This window comes from Anaeromusa acidaminophila DSM 3853, assembly GCF_000374545.1.
Lineage (GTDB): Bacteria > Bacillota > Negativicutes > Anaeromusales > Anaeromusaceae > Anaeromusa > Anaeromusa acidaminophila.
On the sequence record NZ_KB894582.1, the window covers coordinates 106,924 to 131,215 of the forward strand.

The following is a 24,292-nucleotide window of genomic DNA, read 5'->3' on the forward strand; positions in this document are numbered from 1 at the left end:
GGTGACAAGACTAAAATTTACATCAAGCAAATGCCCATGTACAATAAAATTAAATCAGGCGGCGGTGAATTCAGCTTCCTTTAAGTAAATCTAAGCTTGGACAGAGGAGGGTGTGTAGCAAATGGAAAGGGTCTATGAAGCTAAGACAGATTGCTCCGGTTGCGGCGCTTGCGCGCGGCTTTGCCCTGAGGGAGCGATTGCTATGATTGCGGACGAGGAAGGCTTTTTATATCCGCATATACAGCAGGAACACTGCGTTGATTGCGGGGTATGCAAGCTGCGTTGTCCGCTTGAGAAAAAAGGACATTTTAAAGAAGCCGGTCGAGCGCGTTTTTATGCGGCCCGTCACCGCTCGCGGGAAGTGCTGGAACAATCAACCTCCGGCGGCGCCTTTACGGCTGTATCAGATGCGGTATTGCGGCAGGGCGGCGTTGTGTACGGTGCAGACTATGATGAAGCGTTTCATGTTATACATAAACGAGCGGAAACGGCGTCGCAACGCGATCGTATGCGTATTTCCAAGTATGTCCAAAGCGATTTGGGAGAAACCTTTGTCCAGGTCAAAGCCGATTTGCAAAGTGGGCGCAAGGTGTTGTTTACGGGAACTCCCTGTCAAGCGGCGGGGCTGCGCTCTTTTTTGCAAGGCTCGCCAGAGTTGTTGAATCTATATGTATGTGATTTGATCTGCCATAGCATTCCCAGCCCGTACATATGGGAAGCCTATAAAATGCTATTGGAAAAGGAAAATACCGGCAAGCTGACGCATGTGCAGTTTCGCTCGAAAAAAGACGGCTGGAGTCGTGATAACAGCAACAAAGGATTTTTATTTTCAATAGACGGAGAAACCGTGCGACGAGAAGATGACCGCTTTTATCAGCTGTTTTTTAAGGTCAAGACGATTACCCGTCCGTCTTGTTCTCGTTGCCGTTTTACGGACGTGCAACGGCCTTCGGATATGACGATTGCCGACTACTGGGGAATTGAAAAATATCGCCCGGACTGGTTTGACTCTATGGGCGTATCGTTGGTGATGGTCAATTCGCCGCAAGGCGCTGCGTTGCTGAAGCAGTGCAGGGAAGAGCTGCTCTTTGAAGAGCGGCCAGCGGCGGAATCCTTGCAGGAGCAGCAGCGTCTCAGCCGCTCGGGTGCTCTGCCTCTGGCGCGGGAGCGCTTTTGGGAAGACTTCCGGCAGTTCGGACTGGAGTATGTTTTAAAAAACTATGTATAAATAAAAAAACCGGCTGCGTAAACGCTGCCGGTTTTTCTTATAAGTAGTTCTTACTCCGCCGTGAAGGGCAACAGGACGATGTTACGCGCCCGTTTGATGGCCAAAGTCAGCTGACGCTGATGCTTGGCGCAGTTGCCGGAGATGCGGCGGGGAAGGATTTTGCCACGCTCGGTGGTATAGCGACGCAATTTCACGATATCTTTGTAATCGATGCTGGTCACTTTATCCACGCAGAAGCTGCAAATTTTCTTTTTCGGTTTTCTGCCTCTTTCCCGTCTCACTGCTGAAACCCCCTTTAAAATGGAATGTCTTCTTCAGGGATACTTGGCCCGAAGCCGAATCCATCGTGCTGATTGCTGTTTTGATTATTTTGGCTGTTGCCAGCACTGCCGCCTTCGCCGGGAGCTCCCGGGGCGCGGTTGCTGTCAAGAAATTCAATGTTTTGTGCGATAACTTCAGCGACGCGACGTTTCTGTCCGTCCTGCGCTTCGTAAGAACGAATTTGCAGACGGCCTTCAACGAGGATACGACGGCCTTTGGTGAGATTGTTGCCACAGATTTCAGCCAGCTTTTCCCACGAAACGATGGGAATAAAGTCAGTGCTTTCTTGGCCTTGCCCTACCCGGCGGCTGACAGCCAGCGAGAATGTGGCGACGGCCTTGCCGTTAGCGGTGTAACGCACTTCCGGATCCTGGGCGAGACGACCTACCAGTATCACCTTGTTCATGATGTTCCTCCTGGATTATGCCTCTTGCTTGACAATCATGTGCTTGATGACGTCTTCAGTAATCTTCAGTACACGATCGAGTTCAGCAACGACGGCGGGTTCTGCAGTGAAGTGGATCAGGCAGTAGAAACCTTCGAGATTCTTCTTCACTTCGTACGCCAGGCGTTTTTTACCCCAACGGTCAATTTTGACGATTTCACCACCGTTGTTCTTGATCAGGTTCTCGAACTTGGTAATGACAGCGTTGGTAGCTTCTTCTTCCTGCGACTTGATGATAAACATGACTTCGTACTTTCTCACGAAATCACCTCCTTTGGACTGATGGCCCCGCTTCAATACAACGGAGCAGAAGGTTCAAGCGGCAACTGCCAACTTGACTTATCTAGTATAGCGCCTCTAAAAGGAAAAAGCAAGGATGAGATAAGACGAAATTGCTTTTAATTGTTCTTTAAAAATACTTCCCGCGTGGGATAGGGAATAACAATGCCTTCTTGGCGGTAGCGTTTGATTAAGCGCTTAATTAAAGCGTGCCGCAAAGGGGAAAGCTCGCTGTACTCATGCACCGTAAAGATAATGTTGAAAGCAATACCGGAGTCGCCGAAGGTGTGGAAACGAATCAACGGTTCTTCTTGCGGCGGCGAGTCCATGGCTTCGAGCAGCACGGCTTTGACTTCTTCCAGCGTAATCGCCTCGACTTGCTCCAAATTACTGTCATAGGCGACGGAGGCGGGAATGACAACAGACAATTGCGGGCTGGGAAAGGAATAATTGGTGATGATGGACTGGGCCACTTTGACGTTGGGAATGATGACGGTCTGCTGGCTTAAGGTACGGATGGTTGTGCTGCGCCAGTTAATGTCGCTGATATGGCCTTCTTCCTTGGTGCTGAGGCAAATATAATCGCCAGGGCGGAGTTGGCGGGAGAATAAAATACTGAGGCCTGCGAACAAGTTGGCCAAGGTATCCTGAAGGGCCAGCGCGACGGCCAAACCGCCTACGCCCAAGGCGGTGAGGATAGGCGTGATGGAAATCCCCAACGATTCTAAAGTGATTAAGGCGCCGAGGAGAAATACGAACACTTCAGCAATCGTGACCAGGATGGAAGTTGTGGGTAAAAGAGTTTGGGCGCGCTTAGCATATAAGGTGGCCAAACCGCCGACAATGCGGGCGGCTACCAGCGTGGCGGAGAGCAGCACTAGCGCTAAAAGTGCGCTAGATAGAAGCTGCTGGATGTTTGCCGCCAGCGACACGGTGCGCGTGGTCAGATACATGCCGCCCATGAGGGACCAGAGAATAGGAATGCCGCGAAAAGCGTGGACTAACAATTCGTGGGCCTGCTCCATGGGCTCTGAAAGAGGGATGGCGCGCAGTCGCTGTGAGATCAAGCGGTTGAGCAGAATGCCTAGCAAAAGAGAAATAAGGATAATTGCCGCGGGGAGCATCCAAAGTTGCAGCATATCCCAACCAAGGGGAAATGTAATTGTATTCATAGTGAATAGCCTCCGGAAAAGACAGTGAATTTTATGGGGTGTTTATGGTATAATAAATAGCAGGAATGTGTTTTTGGACAGTAAGGAGGTGGCGAATGGATATCGCTCTTTTGTCCATGTCGATGAGTCAAAGTCGAGTTCAGGACCAAATTGGAGTTTCCATTATGAAAAAGGCCATGGATAATGGCACGGAACAGGCTGGGCGTGAATTGGATCTGCTGATGCCTGCTATTCCTGGTTTGGGAGAAACCATTGACATTCAAGCTTGAATATAGTTGTAATGTAACCCCTTGGCTTTTGGCCAAGGGGGTTTTCTTTTTTATATAGCAGAATTCATAAAACGAACCGCGAAACACACGAAAACGCGAAAGGGTTTTCACGGGCGAGGAGCTTCTGTATAAACGTCGGCAGGATTATATTTGAGACAAGATTTCCGCGCGCCTCTCAAAAGCTGGCAAAGTCGGCAGTTTCTTAACTCGCTGCGCTCAAACAGGCGAAACTGTGATCCGCCTTAGCCAGCTTTTGCGTCCTGCGGACCGTCTTGCTCCAATAAAAGTCTCAAATACAATCATTGCCGACGCAAGCCTCAATCGTACCCTTCCATGACTCCCGCGCCTCTCCCGGCGCCTTATTGCTGCACGATGATGCGGCTGATTTTGAGGCTGTTGGGCAAGGTGTTTTCAGGGTTTCCCTGCAGCCATTCCGTAGGCAGTGACTCGACAGAAACTCCAAGCTCAAAGAGAACATTAGTATCGCTGGCAGTAGCAAGGAAGGAACCGTCCATATAACGAATGGCCTTTAACGTATGACTTTGACGCAATTCTCCCAATGTGGAACCGACGCCGATATTTTTGTTGGTGCGGAACGCAGAGGAATAGACGTCAATGCTTAAAACGGAACGAGAGGGGCTGAGCGTGATAGAAAGCGATGGGGTAGTGTCACGCGGGTCTGGATAGACATTTAAGATTTGATAGCGGCGATCCGCAATATAGATTTCATCTGGACTGATTTTGGCTTCCGGATAGGCGCTGCGAATGCCGGCTAAGCCCAAACCTATTTTTATGGGGCCGGCTTGGCCGTTTGCCAAAAGAAATGACGGAGCAATTTGGCTGTCCGGTACGTTAGAAGGCTTCGAGGTTGCTAGTTCCGGCGGCGGGGCCGGCGGCGTTCCGGCGGCTGGACCTTCGTCCGGCGCATTGAGCGAACGAAGCCATTGTACAACTGCTCCTTGGTTGCGGTTGGCGGCCAAACGCAAGGCGGTTTGCCCTAATTTGTCTTTGCGGGCCAGGTCAGCGCCACGGTCAATTAAAAGACGTACGACATCAAGTCGTCCGGCTGCGGCCGCACGCATAAGCGCGGTTTGCTTATCTTTATCGATGGCATTTACGTTGGCGCCATGATTCAACAAGAGTTCTACTGTCGCTAGGCGGCCTGATTCTGAGGCGGCAATGAGAGGCGTGTAACCGTCAAAGGCTCGGAAGACTTCCGGCGACATGCCTGCATCTAAGAAAAGTCCAGCTACGGTCAAATTACCGCGTTCAGCATTTTCGACAAAAGCTTGTTGACTGAAAGCGACGCCTTTTTGAGATAATGCTTCCTTCGGCGCCAGCGTTGCGGCATCATCCGAACCATGCTGCTTTACGCCTAAATAGTAACCAGCGAGAACTACTAGAGGAAGTAAAAGCAAGGTTGTGGCTGCAATCGCCTTGAAGCTGAGCTTACGGGCGCTAACATCCTCTTCTTCCGTGGCGGAAGTTGAAGAGGCTTCGCTCTTGACTGGTATTGCTTCTTGCGCTTCCAGCGCAGCGGCGCGTTTGCGTAAAGGAAGTTTAGCAAACCATGTCTTAAGAAGCAGTAAAAATGCAGCGAAGCGTCCTGACAGAGCGGAAGTGGAGGATGGCGTTTCTTCAACCACCGGTTCGATGGTAGCAGTTTCTGCATCGGATAAGATAGGAACTGGCTGCGTGTCATCCAACTTAGGAGTTGCTTCGGCAGGCGTTTCTTGCTCGGTTTGCTCAAGCGGTCCTAAATCGGAAAGAAGCTTTTCAATATCGTCTTGGCTCATTTGGGCGTTCGGATCGGCTGCCGGTGCAGCAGGAGCTTCTTCCGGCGCAGTTTCCGCGACCGGCGTTTCTTCCGCCTTCTCCGGTTCGCTTGGCATGGAGGCCAAGAGCGCTGCAATGTCATCCTGGCTCATTTGAACGTTCGGATCAGCTGCCGGTGCAGCAGGAACTTCTTCCGGCGCAGTTTTTGCAACCGGCGGTTCTTCTGCCTTCTCCGGCTCGCTTTGCATAGAGGCCAAGAGAGCCGCAATATCGTCCTGACTCATCTGGGCGTTCGGATCAGCCGCCGGTGCAGCAGGGGCCGCTTCGGGCGCAGTTTCTGCGACAGGCGGTTCTTCTGCCTTTTCCGGCTCGCTTTGCATGGAGGCCAAAAGCGCTGCAATATCGTCCTGGCTCATTTGGGCGTTCGGATCAGCCGCTGGTGCGGCAGGTGCGGCTTCCGGCGCAGCTTCTGCGACAGGCGGTTCTTCGGCTTTCTCCGGCTCGCTTTGCATAGAGGCCAAGAGAGCCGCGATATCATCCTGGCTCATCTGGGCGTTCGGGTCGGCTGCCGGTGCGGCAGATGCCGCTTCGGGCGCAGCTTCTGCGACAGCTGGTTCTTCCGCTTTCTCCGGCTCGCTTTGCATAGAAGCCAAAAGCGCTGCAATATCATCTTGGCTCATCTGGGCGTTCGGATCGGCTGCCGGTGCAGCAGGCGCCGCTTCAACAGGTTCGGCGGCTTTTTCTGGTTCTGTTTGCATGGAAGCAAATAACGCTGCAATGTCATCCTGACTCATTTGCGCGTTGGGATCTTGGCTGGACACGCCAACGGACCCTGCTGGAGGTGTCTCTGCCGGAGTTTCCTCTGGCGGCAGCGTTTTCAGCAGGGCTGTAATTTCTTCTTGTGTTAATGTTGCGTGAGGCGCCTTGTCATTCATTGGCATCGTTCCTTCGATTGTTCTGAGTGGGCAAGGCGATTGGGAAGCAGGCGCTTCCTCTAAAATGGCTTCCAGCGTAGCTGTAGCCAGAAGTTACCTTGCAAAATGACCGGAGTATGGTATCATTACTTAATAACTAGCACAGGAACTTGAGAATAAGTAACCAGTTTATGTGCTACGCTCCCTAAAAGCAGGGAGCCGATTTCACCTAAACCGCGAGTGCCGCACAAAATCAAATCAATCGGATTGGCGGCGGCATAGCTTATAATTTCATCAGCGGGATTTCCGTCGAGAAGAACGGTTTCAATAGTAAGGCCTTCCTTTAAAAAGGCTTCTTTTGCATCGTTTTGCAAGTCTTCTAGATATTGCTTAGCAGACATTTCAAATTGCAGTAAGTTAGCTGCTTTGCCGATTGGATATTGCGCTAACGGTTCAAAAACGCTTAGTAAAACCGTGGCTGCGCCACTTTCTTTGGCAAAGCGGATGGCCCAGGGCAGGGCCTTGCGGCTGGTTTCTGAACCATCGAATGAAAAAATAATGCGACGAACGCTCATTCAAAACACCTCCCCGCGAAAATGAATTTGTTGCTATTCTTACTAGTGATATCTGTTTTATTCGCTGTTTATTTAGGGAATCCTGTTGGCTGTTGAAAATTAAGCCCGTTGGCCCTTGCAGGTCCAAAGGGGGGGAGAGTTCCGTGGATTGAACAAGAGTCGCGGGAGTCAAGGACGAGCATGCATGAGGGCGTGTTTGGAAATGAATTTATAGGTGATTGATTTTCTTGCTTAATTATTTTTCCTTGTTTTGAAAACGATAACTTTTGGCAGGAAAGAGCCAAGAGGACTGCGAATCTAATACAAGATATACTTCTTATTTTGGGAAACGAGGTTGTTGCATGACGCAGACACGAATTCGGCCGCTGGTGGAAGGCGGTATTTTATCGGCGATTGCCATTGTTTTTGCTTTGATGAGCGCGTATTTGCCCATCTTGGGACCTTTTGTCAATATGCTTTGGCCAGTGCCGATTATTCTTTTGGGAGTTCGCCATGGCTTTCGCTGGAGCGTGATGGCTACATTATCGGCGGGCGTACTAATTGCCGTATTAATGCATCCGCTGCACGCGCTGAGCGTGGTGGTCGGATTTGGTTTAATCGGTATTGTTTTGGGACATGCGATTCGAGAAGCCTACTCGCCAGGAAAGGCCTTAGTTTGGGGCTCTTTGGCTTCGCTTCTTTCGAAGGTGGCCGTTCTGGGGCTGAGCGCCTTCATTTTAGGTATCAATCCATTGGAAATGCAGATTGATGTTATGGCCAAAGGCACGGAAGAGGCTCTAGCCATGTACCGCTCCATGGGAATGCAAGAAGAAGAATTGCAGCGCTTGGCGGCGACGATGGGGCAATTGGTTGATGTATTGCGTATTATTCTGCCGGCTGGGTTTGCTATGGCGGCCGTAGTAGATACGTATCTCAATTTTATTGTGGCGCGGCTGGTATTGCGTCGCTTAGGTATGGACGTACCGGCGTTCCCGCCGTTTCGGGAATGGCGTTTTCACGGCGGCCTCGCATACGCGTATGCGCTGGCGTTGGTGGGTGCGTACTGGGGATCTAGTCGTGAGTGGTTATGGCTGCGGGATATTGCTATGAATGTGCAGGTTATTGCCAGCTTGTTTTTGTTTGTGCAAGGCTTGTCTTTAGTAGTGTTTTTGACGGACAAATACCGCTTGCCGAAATTTGTGCGCGGTTTGATTTTGCTGTTACTTGTAACCAATGGTTTTTTGACGCAAATGGTGATTTATGCCGGTGTGGCCGAAGCGTGGGTGGACGTGCGTCGGCTGCGTAAATCGGGGGAACCATCGTAGGAGGCGACTGTCATGAAACTCATTCCCGACTTTTGGCGGGAGGCCCGTCTCTATCTGCTTGTGGCGCTGGGCCTGTTGGCGCTGTTTGGCTTTTACAATTTATATATTGCGTTGTTGGGGGCGTTTTTCTTAGGCGCGTTGTATTTATACGGGCGGGAGCAACGCCACGAAAATCAGCGTGAACTGGAAGCGTACATAAAAAAGCTGGCTGTGCAAGTGGGAGCCGCGGAAAATTATGCGCTAGAAGAGCTTCCTTTGGCGATTGCAGTAATTGATCAAGAGGGCATAGTTTGTTGGCACAATGATCGCTTACTGGAATGGTCGGAAGGACGTCTGCATACAGGAACGCGCATTGATTTGCTTTGGCCGGAACTGTTGCCCAATGGTTGGTGGGGGCAGGCAGGGGAGTTCACTTTTATGGCTGGCGCCCATTATTATCTTGTATTGCACCGGCCGGCGGAAGAACGCATGATCCTGTACATTCAAGACATGACGGAAGAAGAAGGGCGTCGCTTAGCTCTTAAAGCGGCATTGCCCGCCGTAGCTTATGTGCAGATTGACAATTTTGATGATGTGCTCCAGGGGCTGACCGAGAGTAAGCGTGCAGAGCTTCTAGCGGCAGTCAATAAGGAAATTGTCGACTGGGTAGCCGGACTAAAAGGATTTTCCAAAAAATATACTCGCGATATTTACTTGGTGATGTTAGGGCGCGGCCAGTTGGAAAAAGCTATGCGTGAGAAGTTTGACGTTCTGGATCGGGTACGGGAGCTTCATGCAGGAAATCGCATTCCGGTGACTCTTAGTATTGGCGTAGCTACAGGCGAACCGTCGCTGGCGGCGCTGGGAGAACGGGCACAAATCGGTCTGGATGTGGCTTTGGGACGCGGCGGCGATCAGGTTGCTGCGTATTGTGATGGCAAGGTGCAATTCTTTGGCGGCAAATCAAAGGCGGTGGAGAAAAACACCCGCGTTAAGGCGCGGACCGTGGCGCAGGCGGTACGGAAAAGCATGCTGGATGCGTCCAAGGTTTTGGTTATGGGCCATATTGGGGAAGATTTCGACAGCTTGGGCGCTGCCATCGGCGTGGCTCGCATGGCGCGGCATCTGAAAGAAGAAGTTCATGTTATTGTTAGCCAGCCGGGCACGGCCAGCCGCAAGCTGGAGGAACTCTTGTCCGACTATAGCGAATACGAAGGGCTCTTGGTCCCTGCAGATCAGGCGCAAGCTTTGGTTGAGCCTGGCGTTTTGCTGGTGGTAGTGGATACGCACCGGCCGGGGCTGGTAGCGGCCCCTGAATTGTTAAGCCTGATTGAACGTACAATTGTCATTGATCATCATCGACGCAGCGAAGATTTCATTTTAAATCCGTTTTTGGTGTATTTGGAGCCGTCCGCCTCTTCGACCAGCGAAATGGTAGCGGAGCTTTTGATGTACTTTGATGAATCGGTAGAATTGACTCGTTCAGACGCTACGGCGCTGTATGCGGGTATTGTAGTGGATACGAAAAGCTTTACCGTACAGGCGGGAGTGCGAACGTTCGAGGCGGCGTCTTTTTTGCGCCGCGCTGGGGCCGATCCGGTACTTGTGCGCTACTTGTTCCGCACGGATTTTGCTACAACGCAAGCCAAGGCGCGCATGATGGTGGATACGGAAATGCTGCCTGGAGGGGCGGCCGTGTCGGTTTGTCCTCCAGATGTGAGGGATGCTCAAGTGGTGGCCTCGCAGGTGGCGGACGGACTTTTGATGGTGGAAGGCGTGCATATGAGCTTTGTGCTCTTTCCGTACGAAGACGGCGTAGGCATTAGCGCTCGCTGTCAAGGGGATTGTAATGTACATGTGATTATGGAGCGCTTCGGCGGCGGCGGTCATCAGACGGTGGCCGGGGCGCAAATCCGCGGCGTTATGGCAGCGGACATAAAAATGCAGCTGGAGGAAATCCTCCACGAGATAGCAAAGGAGAGTGCAGCAGATGAAGGTAATTCTGACGCAAGAAGTTAAAAAATTAGGTAAAAAAGGCGATATTATTGAAGTGGCTGAAGCCTATGCGCGCAACGTGCTGTTTCGGCAGCAGTTGGCTATTGAAGCCACCGCGTCGAATGTGAATACCGCCAAGCAGCAGTCGGCTGCTAAAGAGCATAAAGAACAACGCGCTCATGATGAGGCGAAAGTGTTGGCTTCGCAAATGACGAAGGTCAAAGTGACGCTGGAAGTGAAAGTGGGCGAAGGCGGCAAGGTATTTGGCGCGATTACGTCCAAGGATGTGGCGGATGCCTTAGTTAAACAGCACGATTTGGATGTGGACAAGCGCAAAATTGAAATTAAAGAGGCCATTAAAACGGTGGGGATCTATCCGGTAACTGTTAAACTTCACCCCGAAGTCAGCACCCAGATTCAGGTGGAGATTGTTGCAGCTAAGGCGTAATCCTCATATCCTAATAGATCGGAGCCAAGTGGGGTATGAAAGATTTTTTACAACGTATTTTGCATAAAGAAGAAATACAGCCGCAGGAGCCGCCGCAAGAGCGGCAACTTTTGGCCTTATATCGTACCTATGCTTCGTTGGTCGGTCAAGAAAAGCTGATCATTAAAGCGGGGAAAATGGGCGTGCTGCCGTTGATGCAGTCGGAACGTTTTGAAGAGCGGCTGTTAGGGTTAGAGCGCTTGGTTTTTGAAGATCCCACCCTGAAGGAGGTTCCGCCCAAGCAGGAAGTTCCGGCAGTATTGCGGGATATTGAAAATTTGCTGGCGGACATGCTGGCGAAAAAGCGCGTTGAAGACCGCATTGAGAAAAAAGTAAACGAAAAAATGGAAGAGCGCCATCAAGAATACCTGCGCGACATTCGCTTGCAGGTACTGCGGGATGAAGAAGGCGGCGAAACGCCGGCGATGCGCAAAAAATATGAAGAACTGGAAAAAATGGAAGAACGCAGCGTTTCTAAGTCTGTTATGTCCATGCTGCGGCCAGCTTCTTTTGATGAGATTGTCGGACAAGAACGGGCGCTGGAGGCGTTGCGTTCCAAATTGGCGTCTCCTTATCCACAACATTTGATTTTGTACGGCCCTCCTGGCGTGGGGAAAACAACGGCGGCGCGCATTGCGTTGGAAGAAGCGAAGCGGTTGGCATATACGCCATTTTCGCAGGATGCGCCGTTTGTCGAAGTGGATGGCACGACGCTGCGTTGGGACCCGCGGGATATTACCAATCCCTTGGTGGGTTCTGTGCATGATCCCATTTACCAAGGCGCTCGGCGAGATTTGGTGGACAGCGGCGTGCCGGAGCCCAAGCCGGGCTTGGTAACGGATGCGCATGGCGGTATTTTGTTCATTGATGAAATCGGTGAAATGGATATTATGCTCCAGAGCAAGCTGCTTAAGGTGCTGGAGGACAAGCGAGTTTATTTTGAATCGGCTTACTACGATCCGAATGATCCGCAAGTGCCGCCCTATGTGCGCAAGCTCTTCAAAGACGGCGCGCCGGCGGATTTTATTCTCATTGGCGCGACCACGCGTGAAGCGGATGACATTGCTCCGGCTATTCGCTCGCGTTGCGCGGAAATTTATTTTGAACCGTTGACGCCGCAGCACATTCAGATCATCGTCACTAATGCGGCGAGCAAGCTCAAAGTGAAGCTGGACGCAGGCGTGGCGGAGCTGATCAGCGAATATACCATCGAAGGACGGAAGGCCGTCAATATTTTAGCCGATGCCCATGGCGTTTCGTTGTACCGCCAGGATGGGACCGAGGGACGTATTACCTTGGAAGATGTATATCGGGTGGCCCAGGTGAGTCGCTTAACGCCGTATGTCAGCCAGAAAGCCAGCGCCACTAGCGAGGTGGGCAAGGTCTTCGGCCTCGGCGTCGCCGGCTATTTGGGCTCGGTGCTGGAAATTGAAGCGGTAGCGTTTCCGGCGGCGGAAAAAGGCAAAGGCGCTATGCGTTTCAACGACACTGCCGGCTCTATGGCGAAGGACTCGGTATTCAATGCGGCGGCAGTGGTGCGCAAGTTGATCGGTGCGGATTTGCCGGATTTTGATTTGCATATTAATATTGTCGGCGGCGGTCGTATTGATGGTCCTTCGGCAGGGGTGGCCATTACGGCAGCCCTCATTTCCGCCATCTCCGGACGCGCCGTACGGCAGGACGTTGCTGTGACTGGCGAGGTTTCCATCCAGGGACGTGTCAAAGCCGTAGGCGGCGTGTTTGAAAAAGCCTATGGCGCGAAACAAGCTGGAGTACAGGTTATGCTGATTCCTAAGGAGAATGCGAAAGACATTCCGGAGGGGCATTTAGGACTGGATATTCGGCCTGTCGAAACGGTTTCCGAGGCGCTGGACATCTTGTTGGAAGAAAAGCCTGCGACATAAGTAAATAGAACTCCCCGCTACAGGATGGAACCTGCGGCGGGGAGTTTGTTTGCTTCTGTTCAATTTCCGTGCCCCTTGTGATCCGCTTTTTTGCAGGAGACTGTTTTTGTGTGTCGAAAAATAACCAAAACAAACACTTCGGACAATATGGAGAGGGGATGGTCGGCATGTTGCGCATTTATGCTCCGCTAGAAAATCCCGAAAATGGTTGGAGGCCTCTTTTGGCCAAAGAGGAGCTGCATTGGCAGCCAGGCAGTCCGATGCGGGCATTGGCTTACTGCTGGTGCGGCGCCGCAAAAGGGTTTCCTAAAGAGGTGGCTGCCGTATTTGCGGCGGCGGAAGAGCCTGAATTGAAAAGCATGCGGCTGCTTTTTGCCTTTCCAGAGTTTCAAGTGCATCTTCCAGGCGGCGAAACGGCGTCCCAATGTGATTTGTGCGTATTGGCGCGGAACGATTTGGAGCAGCATGTGCTCATCGTAGAGGCGCAAGGAGAAGAATCTTTGGGTCCTACGGTGCAGGAATGGCTGCCGCCGGCAAGTCTGCAAAAAGGCAAACGGGAACGGTTGCGGGCGTTTTTATCGTTGTTGGAGCTGGAAGAAGACGCCGCTGCGAATTGCCAATATCCCTGGATTCATCGCACCATTGCGGCTTTGTTGGAAGCTAGCCGTATAGGAGCGCCTAACGCTATGCTGGTGGTTCACGCATTTCAGGCGCCACCTGAGGTGTGGGAGGCCTATGTGCATTTTTTAGCTTGTTTAGGTCTGGAAGCAAGCCGGGGCGGTATTACTCCGGCCTTGCGTCGGGGCGGCTGTCAACTACGCTTTGCTTGGGTAGACGGAAATCCAGCTTGTATGCGCCGTTAGAAAGCTTGTGCAAAAATGCAGGGAATGCGTTATAATAAATGATTGTGAACATATGTTTTTGTTGCAGTACAGGAGGAAAGAATTTTGTTGATTGAACGTGTTCCCCCGCAGAACTTAGAGGCGGAGCAAGCCGTCCTTGGGGCGATGTTAATAGAAAAAGAAGCGATAGCCAGAGTGACGGAGCTTTTAAAAGGCGGCGACTTTTATCGTGAGGCGCATCGGCTGATTTTTGAAGCTATGCTGGATTTGTACAACCGCAATGAAGCCGTGGATATGATTACGGTTATAGAGCTGCTGAAGCGGGAAGACAATTTGGAAAAAGTGGGCGGTATCGCGTATGTGACTTCGCTGGCAAACAGCGTGCCGACGGCGGCAAATGTGCATTATCATGCCAAGATTGTGGAGGAAAAGGCGCTTTTGCGTCAGCTCATCCAGACTTCAACGCAAATTGCCGCTCTGGGCTATGAGGGCAGCGAAGAAGTATCGCAAATCGTCGATCAGGCGGAGAAGATGATTTTGGAGGTATCCAATCGTCGTATCGGCGGCGATTTTGCGCCGATAAAAAGCATCGTCTTAGACGCTTTTGGCAAGATTGAGCAGTTATACGAATCCCGCGGCGGCATTACTGGTTTGGCTACAGGCTTTAAAGACTTGGACCGTTTGACTTCCGGTTTGCAAAAATCCGATTTGATTCTTGTGGCGGCTCGCCCCAGTATGGGTAAAACGGCATTTACCCTGAATATTGCCTCCAATGTAGCCATTCGAGAAAAAAAGGCGGTAGCGTTTTTTTCCTTGGAAATGTCGAAGGAGCAGTTGGTGCAGCGTATGCTTTGCGCCGAAGCGTCTATTGATTCGCAGAAATTGCGTATTGGCGAACTGGAGGACGATGATTGGACCAAACTGATCAATGCAGCGGACCGCCTTTCTGGTGCGCCGATCTTTATCGACGATACCGCAGGCATTTCGGTGCTGGAAATGCGTTCTAAGGCGCGTCGCCTTAAAGTGGAACATGATTTGTCTCTTATCATCATTGACTATTTGCAGCTCATGCAGGGAAGCGGCGGCAAAGGCGGCGAAAATCGTCAGCAGGAAATTTCCGAGATTTCCCGTTCCTTAAAAGGATTGGCCCGTGAGCTGGGCGTTCCCGTTGTTGCGCTGTCTCAGCTTAGCCGCAGCGTGGAATCTCGCCAGGTGAAAAAGCCCATGCTCAGCGATTTGCGCGAATCCGGCTCGCTAGAGCAGGATGCGGATATTGTGGCGTTTCTCTATCGTGAAGACTACTACAATCCGGATACGGAAAACAAAAATATTACTGAGATCATTGTGGCTAAACACCGCAACGGCCCGGTGGACAGCGTGCAGCTCTTCTTCCACAAGCAGTTTACGCGCTTTGCGGATTTGACTCGCATGCCTGAATAAGGAACCTATCCAATGCTCACGTCCGCGCCATGACGGAGCTTTTTCCGCCAAAACTTGTCAGAAAGCCTCGGCATAGCCCCGCTATGCCTGTGTTTTCTTTTTCGTCTGGCAATAGGGCCTTCGGTTGTCGTGCGATCCCTAGATTTTCAGAGGAGACCGGCGATGTTTCTTCAACAGACTTTTTGAGAATCCTGGGCGGATAAAGAACCGCGAAACACACGAAAGGCGCGAAAGGTTTTTTGAAATTATGTCTTTCTTCTTTTCTCTGGCTTTTCTCTGTTGCTCTGTGTGATGTTTCTTTACTGGCGAATTGAAAGATTTTTGCAAAATAAAACAAGCGCCGGCTCATTGTGAATAAAAAATGACAAAGCTGTATGGGGTAAGCGCGAGCGGCAGGCGAACGTACGTAACGGAGCGGGATAACCGAACGTTGAAGTGTAAATCAAGAAAAATATTCGGCAAAATATTGACAGGAGGAAATTTTCCTGTTATGATATTTATGGTGAAAAATGAATAACTTGCGGGAGACTCAATCTCGGCGCTCCATGATGAGACCGTATTGAGTTCTTTTTATGCGTGAAAAATGACTAAGCTAAATTAATCATGGCTCGTTTTGAGCTATAAAAAAGGTGAGTGATATCATGTCAGCAATTATTGTTATCGGCAGTCAATGGGGCGATGAAGGAAAAGGGAAAGTAGTCGACTACCTGGCGGAACAGGCTAACGTGGTTGTTCGTTATTCCGGCGGCAACAATGCCGGCCATACCGTAGTGGTAAACGACGAAGCTTATAAGCTGCAACTGCTGCCATCGGGCATTCTTTATAAAGGAAAGACCTGCGTTTTGGGCAATGGCGTTGTTATTGATCCGGAAGCTATTTTGAAAGAAATCAACGGCATGAAAGAACGGGGCATTGATACTTCGAGTCTGCGTATTTCTACGCGGGCGCAGGTGCTGCTGCCTTATCATCGCCGCCAGGATGAAGCGGAAGAAGTCGCTCGCGGCGAGTTTAAAATCGGCACGACCAAGCGCGGCATCGGTCCTTGTTACATGGATAAAGTCGCTCGCTGCGGCATCCGCATTGTGGACTTGATGGACGCAGAAGAGTTTGCAGCCAAGCTGAAACATAATCTGGCCGCCAAAAATGAATTGTTGGTGAAACTCTACGGAGCAGAGCCGTTTGAGTACGAGCCCATGCTGGAGCAGTACTTGGCTTTTGCCGAGCAGCTTCGCCCGTATGTGGCTGATACGACCTACCTTCTCAGCGACGCTTTGGACAAAGGCGAAAAAGTGCTCTTCGAAGGTGCGCAGGCAACGTTATTGGATCTGGACCATGGCACCTATCCTTATGTGACTTCGTCCAATCCGATTGCCGGCGGCGCTTGCACCGGAGCTGGCGTAGGACCTGGCAAGATTGACAAAGTAGTGGGCGTAGTGAAAGCTTATACTACTCGCGTTGGCGAAGGTCCGTTCCCGACGGAACTGCATTGTAAAATGGGCGACACCATTCGCGAAGCTGGTCATGAATTCGGCACCGTTACAGGCCGTCCGCGTCGCTGTGGCTGGCTGGACGCCTGCATTGTCAAGTATGCCGGCCAAGTAAGCGGTCTGGATGCGCTGGCTATTACCCGTCTGGACATCCTGGACGGCTTGGATAGCATTAAACTGTGCGTCGGATACCTTTATAACGGTGAGATTCTTAAAGAATATCCGGCTAGCTTGAAAGTATTGTCCAAAGTGGAGCCGGTTTATGAAGAATTTGCCGGTTGGAAGACAGACATTACCAAAGTGCGCCGCTATGAAGACTTGCCGGCGGCTGCTAGAACCTATTTGGAGCGTCTTAGCGAAGTGGCGGGCGTTCGAATTGGTATTGTTTCTGTCGGCCCCAATCGTGAACAAACTATCATTATGGAAGAAATGTTTTAAAATATCATTGACAAGAAAACCGAATGATGATATAATTCCTTTCTGTGAGACATGACCCACTAGCTCAGTCGGTAGAGCACCTGACTTTTAATCAGGGTGTCGTTGGTTCGAGTCCAACGTGGGTCACCAGCAAAAACTCAGCCTTTCAGGTTCGCCTGAAGGGCTTTTTTTTATCGGAGCAGAAGCTTTACTCACGGCTCGCACCAAAACAGATCTTTTTGCGTCAGCCTTTGTCAGAAAGCCTCGGCATAGCCCCCACTATGCCTGTGTTTTCTTTCGCGCCTGACGGAAAAATCTTTTGTTTTGGCGGAGCGTTCGCTAAAGTTTCTGCTCCTTGCAGCCACTAGCTTTTGGGACGAAGTTGCTCATTAAGCTAATGGCTGCTGTCGTTTTAGACTCTAACTGTTATTCGGCTTAATCTGATTTTTTTGTTCTGTGATCATCTTGTTCCAATAAATGTTTTAAATACAACCATTGCTCCGTAACCCTCTGAGAAATCCTCCGATTCTCATCGAGACTCTTGTTCAATCGTCTTACCCTCACTCTACTCCCTTTACTCCTGTTGCATTTTCGTACCCTGCGCCTCTTAATGGAAGCATTATTGCTTTTAATAAAGATTCGCGATATAATTAATGGAATGCATTGAGCGGATAGAAGTCAGCCCCTACTTGGTATACGGAACGGACGGCAACCATATAGTGGTTATATAGGAACTCGCATGCAAGCGAGCTTTCTTTTGTATGTAAAAATGCAGTCGAAAATAAGAAAATTATAATAAAAACATGGAGGATTTTTTAGTGAGATCATCAAAACCAAAAGGAAAATTGCTGGTTATTCCCTTGGGCGGCCTAGGGGAAATTGGCAAGAACATGACGGTGTTTCAGTACGGCGACGACATCGTGATTCTGGATGCAGGTCTGGCATTCCCGGAAGATGATATGCTGGGCATTGATTTAGTGATTCCGGATATGTCGTATCTGTTTGAAAACCGAGACAAAGTGCGCGGTGTTGTTTTGACCCATGGTCATGAGGACCATATTGGCGCGTTGTCTTATTTGCTGCGGGAGATTAATGTTCCCGTATACGGCAGTCGCTTGGCCTTGGGTCTTGTGGAAGGCCGCTTGAAAGAAAACCGCGTTGGCAAGTATAATCTGGTGCCGACAAATCCAGGGGATGAGCTGACCTTAGGGGTCTTCAAGATCGGCTTTATTCAGGGCAGTCATTCCATTCCTGACGCTTGCGGCATTTACTTCAAAACGCCGGTGGGGACAGTAGTGCATACTGGTGACTTTAAGATTGATCAGACGCCTGTAGACAATAAGCTCATTGATATTCATAAGTTTGCCGAATTGGGTAATCAAGGCGTGCTGCTTCTGATGTCGGACAGCACCAACGCGGAACGCCCCGGCTATACCGCTTCGGAGCGGACCGTAACGGCAGCGCTGGACGTGCAGTTCCGGGCCGCGAAAAACCGCATTATTATGGCTAGCTTTGCTTCTAATGTATTGCGTGTGGGCCAAGCTATCCAGACAGCGGCTAAATACGGCCGTAAAGTAGTAGTAATGGGCCGCAGCATGGTAAACGTGGTGGCGATTTCTACGGAACTGGGCTATTTGGATATTCCCGAAGGCGTCTTGATTGAGCCTGAAGAAATGAAAAACTACCGCGACGATCAATTGCTGATTTTGACTACCGGCAGCCAGGGCGAGCCGATGGCGGGCTTGAGCCGCATGGCCTCGGGAACTCATCGTAATGTGGCTGTTGTGCCTGGCGATACGGTAATTATTTCCGCTACGCCGATTCCGGGGAATGAGAAGTCTGTTTCCCGTACCATCGACAGTCTGCTTCGATTGGGCGCTCATGTAGTATATGAGCGGTCCTCGGGCATTCATGTATCCGGCCATGCCAGCCGGGAAGAGTTGAAATTGATGCTGAATTTAGTGCGTCCGAAATACTTTATCCCCGTTCATGGCGAGTACCGTATGCTGCGGCAGCACGGCGCATTGGCGGAAGAGATGGGCGTGCCTTCGGAAAATGTTTTTTACGGTGAAAACGGGCATGTTTTCGAGTTTACGCGCAAAGCGGCGCGCATGGCCGGCAAGGTAAAAGCGGGACGCGTCTTTATCGATGGCTTGGGCGTGGGCGATGTAGGTAATATTGTAATTCGAGATCGGCAGCAGTTGGCGAACGAAGGGGTTATCATCGTCGTCGTCACGCTGGATAAACAGCGGAATGTACTGTTGTCCGGACCGGATTTGGTATCGCGCGGCTTTGTCTATGTGCGCGATGCAGGCGGCTTGATGAACGAGGCGCAGCAAAAAGTGCGCCAGGCGCTGGATCGTTGCTCGGAGCGCAATTTGAGCGATTGGTCTTCCATCAAAGTGCAAGTCAAGGAAACCCTAGGAAAGTTCCTGATGGAAAAAACAGGTCGTCGGCCGATGATTCTGCCGATTATCATGGAAGTGTAAGACTGGATTTGACAAGAAGAAGGTCTTCGGCTATATTGATGCATATACGAACAATGTGACGAATGGGAGAAGTAATGGCAAGGCGTCTTTTAGAGAGCCGGGGGGTGGTGCAACCCGGTAGGCGCGTGCGATGAAATACACCCAGGAGCAGCAGGTTGAAAATCCTTGCAGGGGTTAGTAGGCTGGGCCGGCGGATCGCCGTTACCGATCATAGTGGAGCGGTCAGTCTTCGGACTGGCAACCAGGGTGGTACCACGGGCATAACGGCTCGTCCCTCATTTGAGGGGCGGGCTTTTTTAATTAGGGGCCGCTCACTTCTTCACTGCTCACGCCCCGAAGTATCTTTTTACGCCTGACAGTGTCAGAAAGCCTCGGCAGAGCGCCGCTATGCCTGCGTTTCTTTTCGCGTCAGACGAAAAAATCTTTCTTTTGGGCGAGAGCGCTCAGAGCACGAGCGGCCCTTGAAAATGAGAACTAAAGGGTTCTAAAACAAGTAGACCTTTGGAGAGGTTTCTATGAAATTTTGATAGGATAGCAAGAGGAGGAACTTAAAATGAGTGTATTAGACGTCTTGAAAGAACGCGGCTATGTGCAGCAAATGACCCATGAGGATGAAATTGCCGAGCTGTTGGAAAAGGAAAAGATTACGTTTTACATCGGTTTTGATCCGACGGCGGACAGCCTGCATGTGGGGCATTTCTTGGGCATGATGGTTATGGCGCATATGCAGCGCGCCGGACACCGTCCGATCTGCCTGATTGGCGGCGGTACGGCGATGGTGGGTGATCCGTCGGGCAAGACGGATATGCGCAAAATGATGACGCCGGAAACCATTGAACAAAATGGCGATTGCTTTAAAAAGCAGATGGCTCGCTTTATTGATTTCAGCGAGGATAAAGCGGTCATGGCCAACAATGCGGATTGGCTGATGCAGTTGAACTATGTCGGCTTTCTGCGGGAAATTGGCGCGCATTTTTCCGTCAACCGCATGCTGACGGCGGAGTGCTTCAAACAGCGTTTGGAAAAAGGTCTGTCCTTCTTGGAGTTCAACTATATGATCATGCAAGGCTATGACTTTTTAGAACTAAACCGCCGTTACGGCTGCGTTATGCAGATGGGCGGCGATGATCAGTGGTCCAATATTCTTGCAGGCGCTGATCTGATTCGGCGCAAGGAAAGCAAACCGGCTTTCGGCTTGACTTTTACGCTGCTCACTAAGAGCGACGGCAAGAAAATGGGTAAAACCGAGAAGGGCGCGCTGTGGTTGGACCCGGAAAAGACCTCTCCGTACGAGTTCTACCAATACTGGCGCAATGTGGATGACGCGGATGTGCAAAAGTGCTTGTCTCTTCTGACGTTCCTGCCGATGGAAGAAGTGCGACGCTTGGGAGCGCTTAAAGATCAGGCCATCAACGAAGCTAAGAAAGTGCTGGCTTTTGAAGTAACGAAGCTGGTTCATGGCGAAGGCGAGGCGGCGAAAGCGAAAGAAGCGGCAGAGGCTCTCTTCGGTGGTTCCGGCGCCTTGGATAACGCTCCTACTGTTACAATTGCCCAAGCGCAACTCGGCGGCAAGATCATCGACATCATGGCCGAAGGCGGCATTATTGCTTCTAAGAGCGAAGGACGCCGCTTGGTGCAGCAGGGAGGCTTGCTCCTAGGCGATGCCAAGGTAACAGATTTAGACGCCGTCTTGACGGCGCAGGACTTCACTGACGGCAGCGTGCTGTTGCGTAAAGGAAAGAAAAGCTACTTTCGCTTAGTCCTGGAGTAAGGCTAGAGGGTTACGGTTTTTAACAGGAGTAAAGGGAGTAATCGGAGGGTACGCTGAGGATTACGGAGTGCGATTTTGAAAATGCTTTAAAAACAAGAGGCTGTGTCGCTAGGTTAGCGGCGCAGCCTCTGTTGCTTTTTCGAATCCCTCTTTCGTACCCTCCGGTCACTCTGGTTCTCTTGTTTGTATTTATCTCTCCTGCAGCGTGCCCATGAGGCCATGCTTGAGAGCGTAGTTGACCAGCTCGCTTTTGCGCGTAGCGCCCACTTTTTCCATCACTCTCGTTTTATAGGTTTCGACGGTTTTGGCGCTGAGGGTGAGTTTTGGGGCGATTTCAGTAATCGCGTAGCCGTGGACAATATAGCGCAGTACTTCCAACTCGCGGGTGCTGAGCAGGTCTTCGGGCCGGTCAGCAGCGGCCGTTTCTTCGCCCAAGGTGCGCAGCAAGCGCTGTGAATCCTGCGGCGATAAATAACGGCTGCCGGATAGGACGGTGCGTACGGCGTCAAAGAATTCCTTATCGACGGCGTTTTTCGTTAAAAAGCCTTGGGCGCCCAGGCGAAAGCCCAGGCGGATGTATTGCTCGTCTTCGTGCATGGTCAAAAGCAGGATGCGCGTTTGCGGCGAGGCGCTGCGGATGTGTTCGATGCAGGATAGGCCGTCTAAGGCGGGCATGGAAATATCGAGAATGATCAAGTCTGGCCGTAAGTCCCGCACTAGCTCAATGGCTTCCAGGCCGTCGGCGGCTTCGCCCACAAGCTCCAAAGAGGGATCTTTTTGCAGCATGGCTTTGAGGCCGGCGCGGATTAAGCGATGATCATCGGCTAAAATAATGGTATTCATGAAGGAGTCTCCTTTGTTAACGGAATTTGGACGCGCAAGAGGGTGCCTTGCTTGGAGTCGGGAGCGAGGGTGAAACGCCCGCCTAAGAGTTCTACCCGTTCGCGCATGCCTTGGATGCCCAAACGTTCTGTTTCAGCGGTTTGCTTTTCGCTTACGCCCTGGCCATCGTCGGCCAGTTCAATATATAGCCAATTGCCTTGCTGATGGAAGCGCAGGCGCAGGGAGGAGGCATGAGCATGGCGGATGATATTCGTGACCCCTTCTTGAACAATGCGGTAGAGCGCTACGGCGACATCGGAGCGCAGGTTCCACTCTTCTTGTTCGCTTTCCAGCGTCCACTGCAGGGACAGCGGCGTGCAAAGCCGCTCCAGATGCCTTCGTAAGGCGGCGATAAGGCCGATGTCGTCCAAGACCGGCGGACGCAGCTCGACGGCCAAATCGCGGATGCCTAATAGCACACCCTCGGCAACATCGCGGGAGCGCAGCAGCACTTCCCGGTAGGTGGGATCGTCGGTTTCCTCGGCCAGCATGCGCATGGTCACCATTAGGGACGCTAAGGCTTGGCCGGTTTCGTCGTGGAGTTCCCGGGAAATGCGTCTGCGTTCGTCTTCCTGGGCGCGCAGCAAGCGTTCCATAAGATGGGCGCGCACGGCTTCCTTTTGCTGCAGTTCCTGCAATAACCGCTCGCGTTCATCCAGGTTTCGGGTTAAGGTGCCGGTCATGGCGTTAAAGGCGGTAGTGAGGCGCTCTACTTCCGGTGCGCCGCCGCAGGACGCCTGCTTTTGCCATTGCCCGGCGGCGATTTTGTCGGCGACAATGGCAAGCCGTTCTAGCGGCGCGGTAATGGCTTTGGCGACGCGGCCGCTGGCCAGGGCGGCGACAAAGCAGACTAAAACGGTCAGGAACACTACTTCGGCTAACTTGCCTGTCAAGTATTGCCTGGCGGCGGAAGTGGACAGACCGACATGCACGCTGCCCAACGACCCTTGCTCGATAGGAGCTGTCATTTCCAGTAGGCGCCCTTCGTTACTGGTAAGCTGGCGGCTTTGGGGCGATTCGGAAGGCTGGGTTTGGCGGGCTCGTTCGATCAGCGCCGAAGGTACGCCGCCGTCAAAGGTGTGGGCCAAGATGCGCCCGGAGGTGTCGGAAATAAAGATATAGCGGATGTAGTGGCTGGTTTGCGCGCTTTGGCGCACTTCCTCGCCTAGCGTGTAGTAATCCTCAGCCATGATCATGACGGCGCTTTTGGACGCTACATGAAAAGCGGTTTCCTGGCCCAAACTTTCTAATTGTTTGTGCAGTAAATCATTGCTGACTTCCCAAATGATGCCGCTCATAAGTGAGGCCAGCAGCACCAGGAGGACCACGCTGTACATTTGGATACGGCTGCGGATGGAGAGGCGGCTTACGGCCGCGCGGATGTTCATGGCAGAGCCTCGCGGCGGTCGAAGGCCTTGCGGAAGCTGCTGTACCATTCCTCGCTGGGCGGGACGAAGCGGTCAATGAGGAGGCCTTTGAGGGCTTCCTTTAATTCAGGCTGCTCATGCAAGTGGAGGAAAAGCTCCTGCAGTTGTTGGCGTTCTTCCGGCGGCATACTGCGTCGCACGACTACCGGTCCGGTACCCATAGCGGGCGAAGTCTCGATGATGCGTACCGCATCGGCCACTTCGGGGTAATTCTGTCTAGCGTGGTTATAGGCCAGGGTGGAGACGGACGCGCATTGAACGGAGCGATTGGCGACGGCATGGAGCGATTTTTCATGACCGTACGTATAAACCGAGTGGGAGAAAAAGCTTTCCGGCGTTTGCCCCAGCTCCTGCAACCTTCTGGATAGATAGACGTAGCCGGAATAGCTCATGGGATCGGAAAAGGCGACAGTGCTCCCTTTTAAATCGCTTAATGCTTGGTAGGGGCTGTCTCGGTGCACCAAGATGACGGCGTTATAAAGAGAGCTGCCCATGCGTTCTTGCGCGGCGATGACGTGCATATCATCCAGGGAAGGGTACACGCCAAAGGCGCCTGCAGGGAAAAAGGCAAGATCTGTGCCGCCATTGCGCAGTAAGACCGATACTTCCAAATAGTTGCGCCTGGGGATTAGTACGGCTTGGCGTCCTGTAGCTTGGCCGAGGTAGTCCGCGATGCGCCGGAAATGCGCCGCTGTCTCAGCCGGGGAAAGACTGGAGATGACGGCGATGCGCAGGATTTTATCGCTCGTATGCAGCTTGTCCGGCGCGCCCAAAGGCTGGGTTTGACGAAAATCCACGTCGGGGGCGGTATTGGAACCGCAGGCGGTAAGCAGCATACAGCAAAGCAGCAACCATAAAACACGTGACGGGAAAGACACAGCAAAGCCTC

General features: G+C 51.7%; 21 protein-coding genes, 1 tRNA gene and 1 other annotated feature. Of the genes, 12 read left to right on the plus strand and 10 right to left on the minus strand.

All coding sequences use genetic code 11. The features are described 5' to 3' along the window. Window positions 1-121: 121 nt before the first annotated feature. Window positions 122-1,228 carry a Coenzyme F420 hydrogenase/dehydrogenase, beta subunit C-terminal domain gene (locus C508_RS0100600; RefSeq protein WP_018701593.1) on the plus strand — a complete coding sequence of 369 codons (1,107 nt, stop codon included), beginning with the start codon at window positions 122-124 and terminating at the stop codon, window positions 1,226-1,228. A 50-nt stretch (window positions 1,229-1,278) separates the two neighbouring features. On the opposite strand, the gene rpsR is transcribed toward C508_RS0100600, so the two are convergent. The 4 genes from rpsR to C508_RS0100620 form a co-directional block, all read right to left on the minus strand. Next, entirely contained in the window at window positions 1,279-1,509 is a 231-nt protein-coding gene (rpsR, locus tag C508_RS0100605; RefSeq protein WP_018701594.1) for a 30S ribosomal protein S18, read from the minus strand. A 14-nt stretch (window positions 1,510-1,523) separates the two neighbouring features. Then, the gene (locus C508_RS0100610; protein ID WP_018701595.1) at window positions 1,524-1,955 is read right to left on the minus strand and encodes a single-stranded DNA-binding protein; all 432 of its coding nucleotides are present in this window, start codon (window positions 1,953-1,955) and stop codon (window positions 1,524-1,526) included. 15 nt (window positions 1,956-1,970) lie between these two features. Beyond that, window positions 1,971-2,255 (minus strand): 30S ribosomal protein S6, encoded by a 285-nt coding sequence (gene rpsF / locus C508_RS0100615; protein ID WP_018701596.1) that lies wholly within the window; start codon window positions 2,253-2,255, stop codon window positions 1,971-1,973. A 137-nt stretch (window positions 2,256-2,392) separates the two neighbouring features. Continuing rightward, the gene (locus C508_RS0100620) at window positions 2,393-3,445 is read right to left on the minus strand and encodes a mechanosensitive ion channel family protein (protein WP_018701597.1); all 1,053 of its coding nucleotides are present in this window, start codon (window positions 3,443-3,445) and stop codon (window positions 2,393-2,395) included. A gap of 95 nt (window positions 3,446-3,540) precedes the next feature. On the opposite strand from C508_RS0100620, the gene C508_RS19745 reads away from it, so the two are divergent. Further along, window positions 3,541-3,714, plus strand: a complete 174-nt coding sequence (locus C508_RS19745) for a YjfB family protein (RefSeq protein ID WP_018701598.1) — start codon at window positions 3,541-3,543, stop codon at window positions 3,712-3,714. A gap of 359 nt (window positions 3,715-4,073) precedes the next feature. On the opposite strand, the gene C508_RS0100630 is transcribed toward C508_RS19745, so the two are convergent. Continuing rightward, window positions 4,074-6,425, minus strand: coding sequence for an ankyrin repeat domain-containing protein (locus tag C508_RS0100630; RefSeq protein WP_018701599.1), 2,352 nt, complete (start codon window positions 6,423-6,425; stop codon window positions 4,074-4,076). Between the two features lie 125 nt (window positions 6,426-6,550). Next, the gene (locus tag C508_RS0100635; RefSeq protein WP_018701600.1) at window positions 6,551-6,979 is read right to left on the minus strand and encodes a universal stress protein; all 429 of its coding nucleotides are present in this window, start codon (window positions 6,977-6,979) and stop codon (window positions 6,551-6,553) included. A gap of 341 nt (window positions 6,980-7,320) precedes the next feature. Here C508_RS0100635 and C508_RS0100640 point away from each other — a divergent pair, with 341 nt between their 5' ends. The 6 genes from C508_RS0100640 to dnaB all read left to right on the plus strand — a co-directional run bounded on the left by C508_RS0100640 (window position 7,321) and on the right by dnaB (window position 14,930). After that, the gene (locus C508_RS0100640; RefSeq protein WP_018701601.1) at window positions 7,321-8,283 is read left to right on the plus strand and encodes a YybS family protein; all 963 of its coding nucleotides are present in this window, start codon (window positions 7,321-7,323) and stop codon (window positions 8,281-8,283) included. A 12-nt stretch (window positions 8,284-8,295) separates the two neighbouring features. Next, window positions 8,296-10,281, plus strand: coding sequence for a DHH family phosphoesterase (locus C508_RS0100645; RefSeq protein WP_018701602.1), 1,986 nt, complete (start codon window positions 8,296-8,298; stop codon window positions 10,279-10,281). After that, on the plus strand, window positions 10,253-10,705 hold the full coding sequence (gene rplI / locus C508_RS0100650; RefSeq protein ID WP_018701603.1) for a 50S ribosomal protein L9: 453 nt from the start codon (window positions 10,253-10,255) through the stop codon (window positions 10,703-10,705). Before C508_RS0100645 ends, rplI begins: the two co-directional genes overlap by 29 nt. 35 nt (window positions 10,706-10,740) lie before the next feature. Continuing rightward, complete coding sequence (lonC, locus tag C508_RS0100655) at window positions 10,741-12,648, plus strand: Lon family ATP-dependent protease (protein WP_018701604.1); 1,908 nt, start codon at window positions 10,741-10,743, stop codon at window positions 12,646-12,648. A gap of 110 nt (window positions 12,649-12,758) precedes the next feature. Beyond that, a complete protein-coding gene (locus C508_RS17455; RefSeq protein ID WP_018701605.1) occupies window positions 12,759-13,511 on the plus strand; it encodes a DUF6946 family protein in 753 nt (250 codons plus the stop codon). Window positions 13,512-13,598: 87 nt separating this feature from the next. After that, window positions 13,599-14,930: a replicative DNA helicase gene (gene dnaB, locus C508_RS0100665; RefSeq protein WP_026319273.1), complete on the plus strand. Its 1,332-nt coding sequence runs from the start codon at window positions 13,599-13,601 to the stop codon at window positions 14,928-14,930. Between the two features lie 16 nt (window positions 14,931-14,946). Here the strand turns inward: dnaB and C508_RS20215 are convergent, their stop codons facing one another. Then, complete coding sequence (locus C508_RS20215) at window positions 14,947-15,267, minus strand: hypothetical protein (RefSeq protein WP_026319274.1); 321 nt, start codon at window positions 15,265-15,267, stop codon at window positions 14,947-14,949. Window positions 15,268-15,571: 304 nt separating this feature from the next. Here C508_RS20215 and C508_RS0100675 point away from each other — a divergent pair, with 304 nt between their 5' ends. The 4 genes from C508_RS0100675 to tyrS all read left to right on the plus strand — a co-directional run bounded on the left by C508_RS0100675 (window position 15,572) and on the right by tyrS (window position 21,094). Further along, window positions 15,572-16,855 (plus strand): adenylosuccinate synthase, encoded by a 1,284-nt coding sequence (locus C508_RS0100675; RefSeq protein WP_018701607.1) that lies wholly within the window; start codon window positions 15,572-15,574, stop codon window positions 16,853-16,855. A gap of 53 nt (window positions 16,856-16,908) precedes the next feature. Beyond that, window positions 16,909-16,984, plus strand: a tRNA-Lys gene (locus C508_RS0100680). A gap of 653 nt (window positions 16,985-17,637) precedes the next feature. After that, window positions 17,638-19,323 (plus strand): ribonuclease J, encoded by a 1,686-nt coding sequence (locus C508_RS0100685; protein WP_037351381.1) that lies wholly within the window; start codon window positions 17,638-17,640, stop codon window positions 19,321-19,323. Window positions 19,324-19,372: 49 nt separating this feature from the next. Beyond that, window positions 19,373-19,602: a binding site (T-box leader), on the plus strand. Window positions 19,603-19,876: 274 nt separating this feature from the next. Continuing rightward, entirely contained in the window at window positions 19,877-21,094 is a 1,218-nt protein-coding gene (gene tyrS, locus C508_RS0100690; protein ID WP_018701609.1) for a tyrosine--tRNA ligase, read from the plus strand. Window positions 21,095-21,283: 189 nt separating this feature from the next. Here the strand turns inward: tyrS and C508_RS0100695 are convergent, their stop codons facing one another. From C508_RS0100695 to C508_RS0100705, 3 genes are read right to left on the minus strand one after another with little or no spacing between them, the layout of a single operon-like run. Continuing rightward, on the minus strand, window positions 21,284-21,937 hold the full coding sequence (locus C508_RS0100695; protein WP_018701610.1) for a response regulator transcription factor: 654 nt from the start codon (window positions 21,935-21,937) through the stop codon (window positions 21,284-21,286). Next, window positions 21,934-23,364, minus strand: coding sequence for a sensor histidine kinase (locus C508_RS0100700; RefSeq protein WP_018701611.1), 1,431 nt, complete (start codon window positions 23,362-23,364; stop codon window positions 21,934-21,936). The genes C508_RS0100695 and C508_RS0100700 overlap by 4 nt, the downstream gene beginning before the upstream one ends. Further along, window positions 23,361-24,281: a substrate-binding domain-containing protein gene (locus C508_RS0100705; RefSeq protein WP_018701612.1), complete on the minus strand. Its 921-nt coding sequence runs from the start codon at window positions 24,279-24,281 to the stop codon at window positions 23,361-23,363. The genes C508_RS0100700 and C508_RS0100705 overlap by 4 nt, the downstream gene beginning before the upstream one ends. Window positions 24,282-24,292: the final 11 nt, after the last annotated feature.

Coding starts and splice junctions, on each gene's coding strand:
- C508_RS0100600 (WP_018701593.1), top strand. CDS start 122: ATGGAAAGGGTCTATGAAGCTAAGACAGATTGCTCCGGTTGCGGCGCT.
- C508_RS0100610 (WP_018701595.1), bottom strand. CDS start 1,955: ATGAACAAGGTGATACTGGTAGGTCGTCTCGCCCAGGATCCGGAAGTG.
- C508_RS0100620 (WP_018701597.1), bottom strand. CDS start 3,445: ATGAATACAATTACATTTCCCCTTGGTTGGGATATGCTGCAACTTTGG.
- C508_RS19745 (WP_018701598.1), top strand. CDS start 3,541: ATGGATATCGCTCTTTTGTCCATGTCGATGAGTCAAAGTCGAGTTCAG.
- C508_RS0100630 (WP_018701599.1), bottom strand. CDS start 6,425: ATGAATGACAAGGCGCCTCACGCAACATTAACACAAGAAGAAATTACA.
- C508_RS0100635 (WP_018701600.1), bottom strand. CDS start 6,979: ATGAGCGTTCGTCGCATTATTTTTTCATTCGATGGTTCAGAAACCAGC.
- C508_RS0100640 (WP_018701601.1), top strand. CDS start 7,321: ATGACGCAGACACGAATTCGGCCGCTGGTGGAAGGCGGTATTTTATCG.
- C508_RS0100645 (WP_018701602.1), top strand. CDS start 8,296: ATGAAACTCATTCCCGACTTTTGGCGGGAGGCCCGTCTCTATCTGCTT.
- rplI (WP_018701603.1), top strand. CDS start 10,253: ATGAAGGTAATTCTGACGCAAGAAGTTAAAAAATTAGGTAAAAAAGGC.
- lonC (WP_018701604.1), top strand. CDS start 10,741: ATGAAAGATTTTTTACAACGTATTTTGCATAAAGAAGAAATACAGCCG.
- C508_RS0100675 (WP_018701607.1), top strand. CDS start 15,572: ATGTCAGCAATTATTGTTATCGGCAGTCAATGGGGCGATGAAGGAAAA.
- C508_RS0100685 (WP_037351381.1), top strand. CDS start 17,638: ATGGAGGATTTTTTAGTGAGATCATCAAAACCAAAAGGAAAATTGCTG.
- tyrS (WP_018701609.1), top strand. CDS start 19,877: ATGAGTGTATTAGACGTCTTGAAAGAACGCGGCTATGTGCAGCAAATG.
- C508_RS0100695 (WP_018701610.1), bottom strand. CDS start 21,937: ATGAATACCATTATTTTAGCCGATGATCATCGCTTAATCCGCGCCGGC.
- C508_RS0100700 (WP_018701611.1), bottom strand. CDS start 23,364: ATGAACATCCGCGCGGCCGTAAGCCGCCTCTCCATCCGCAGCCGTATC.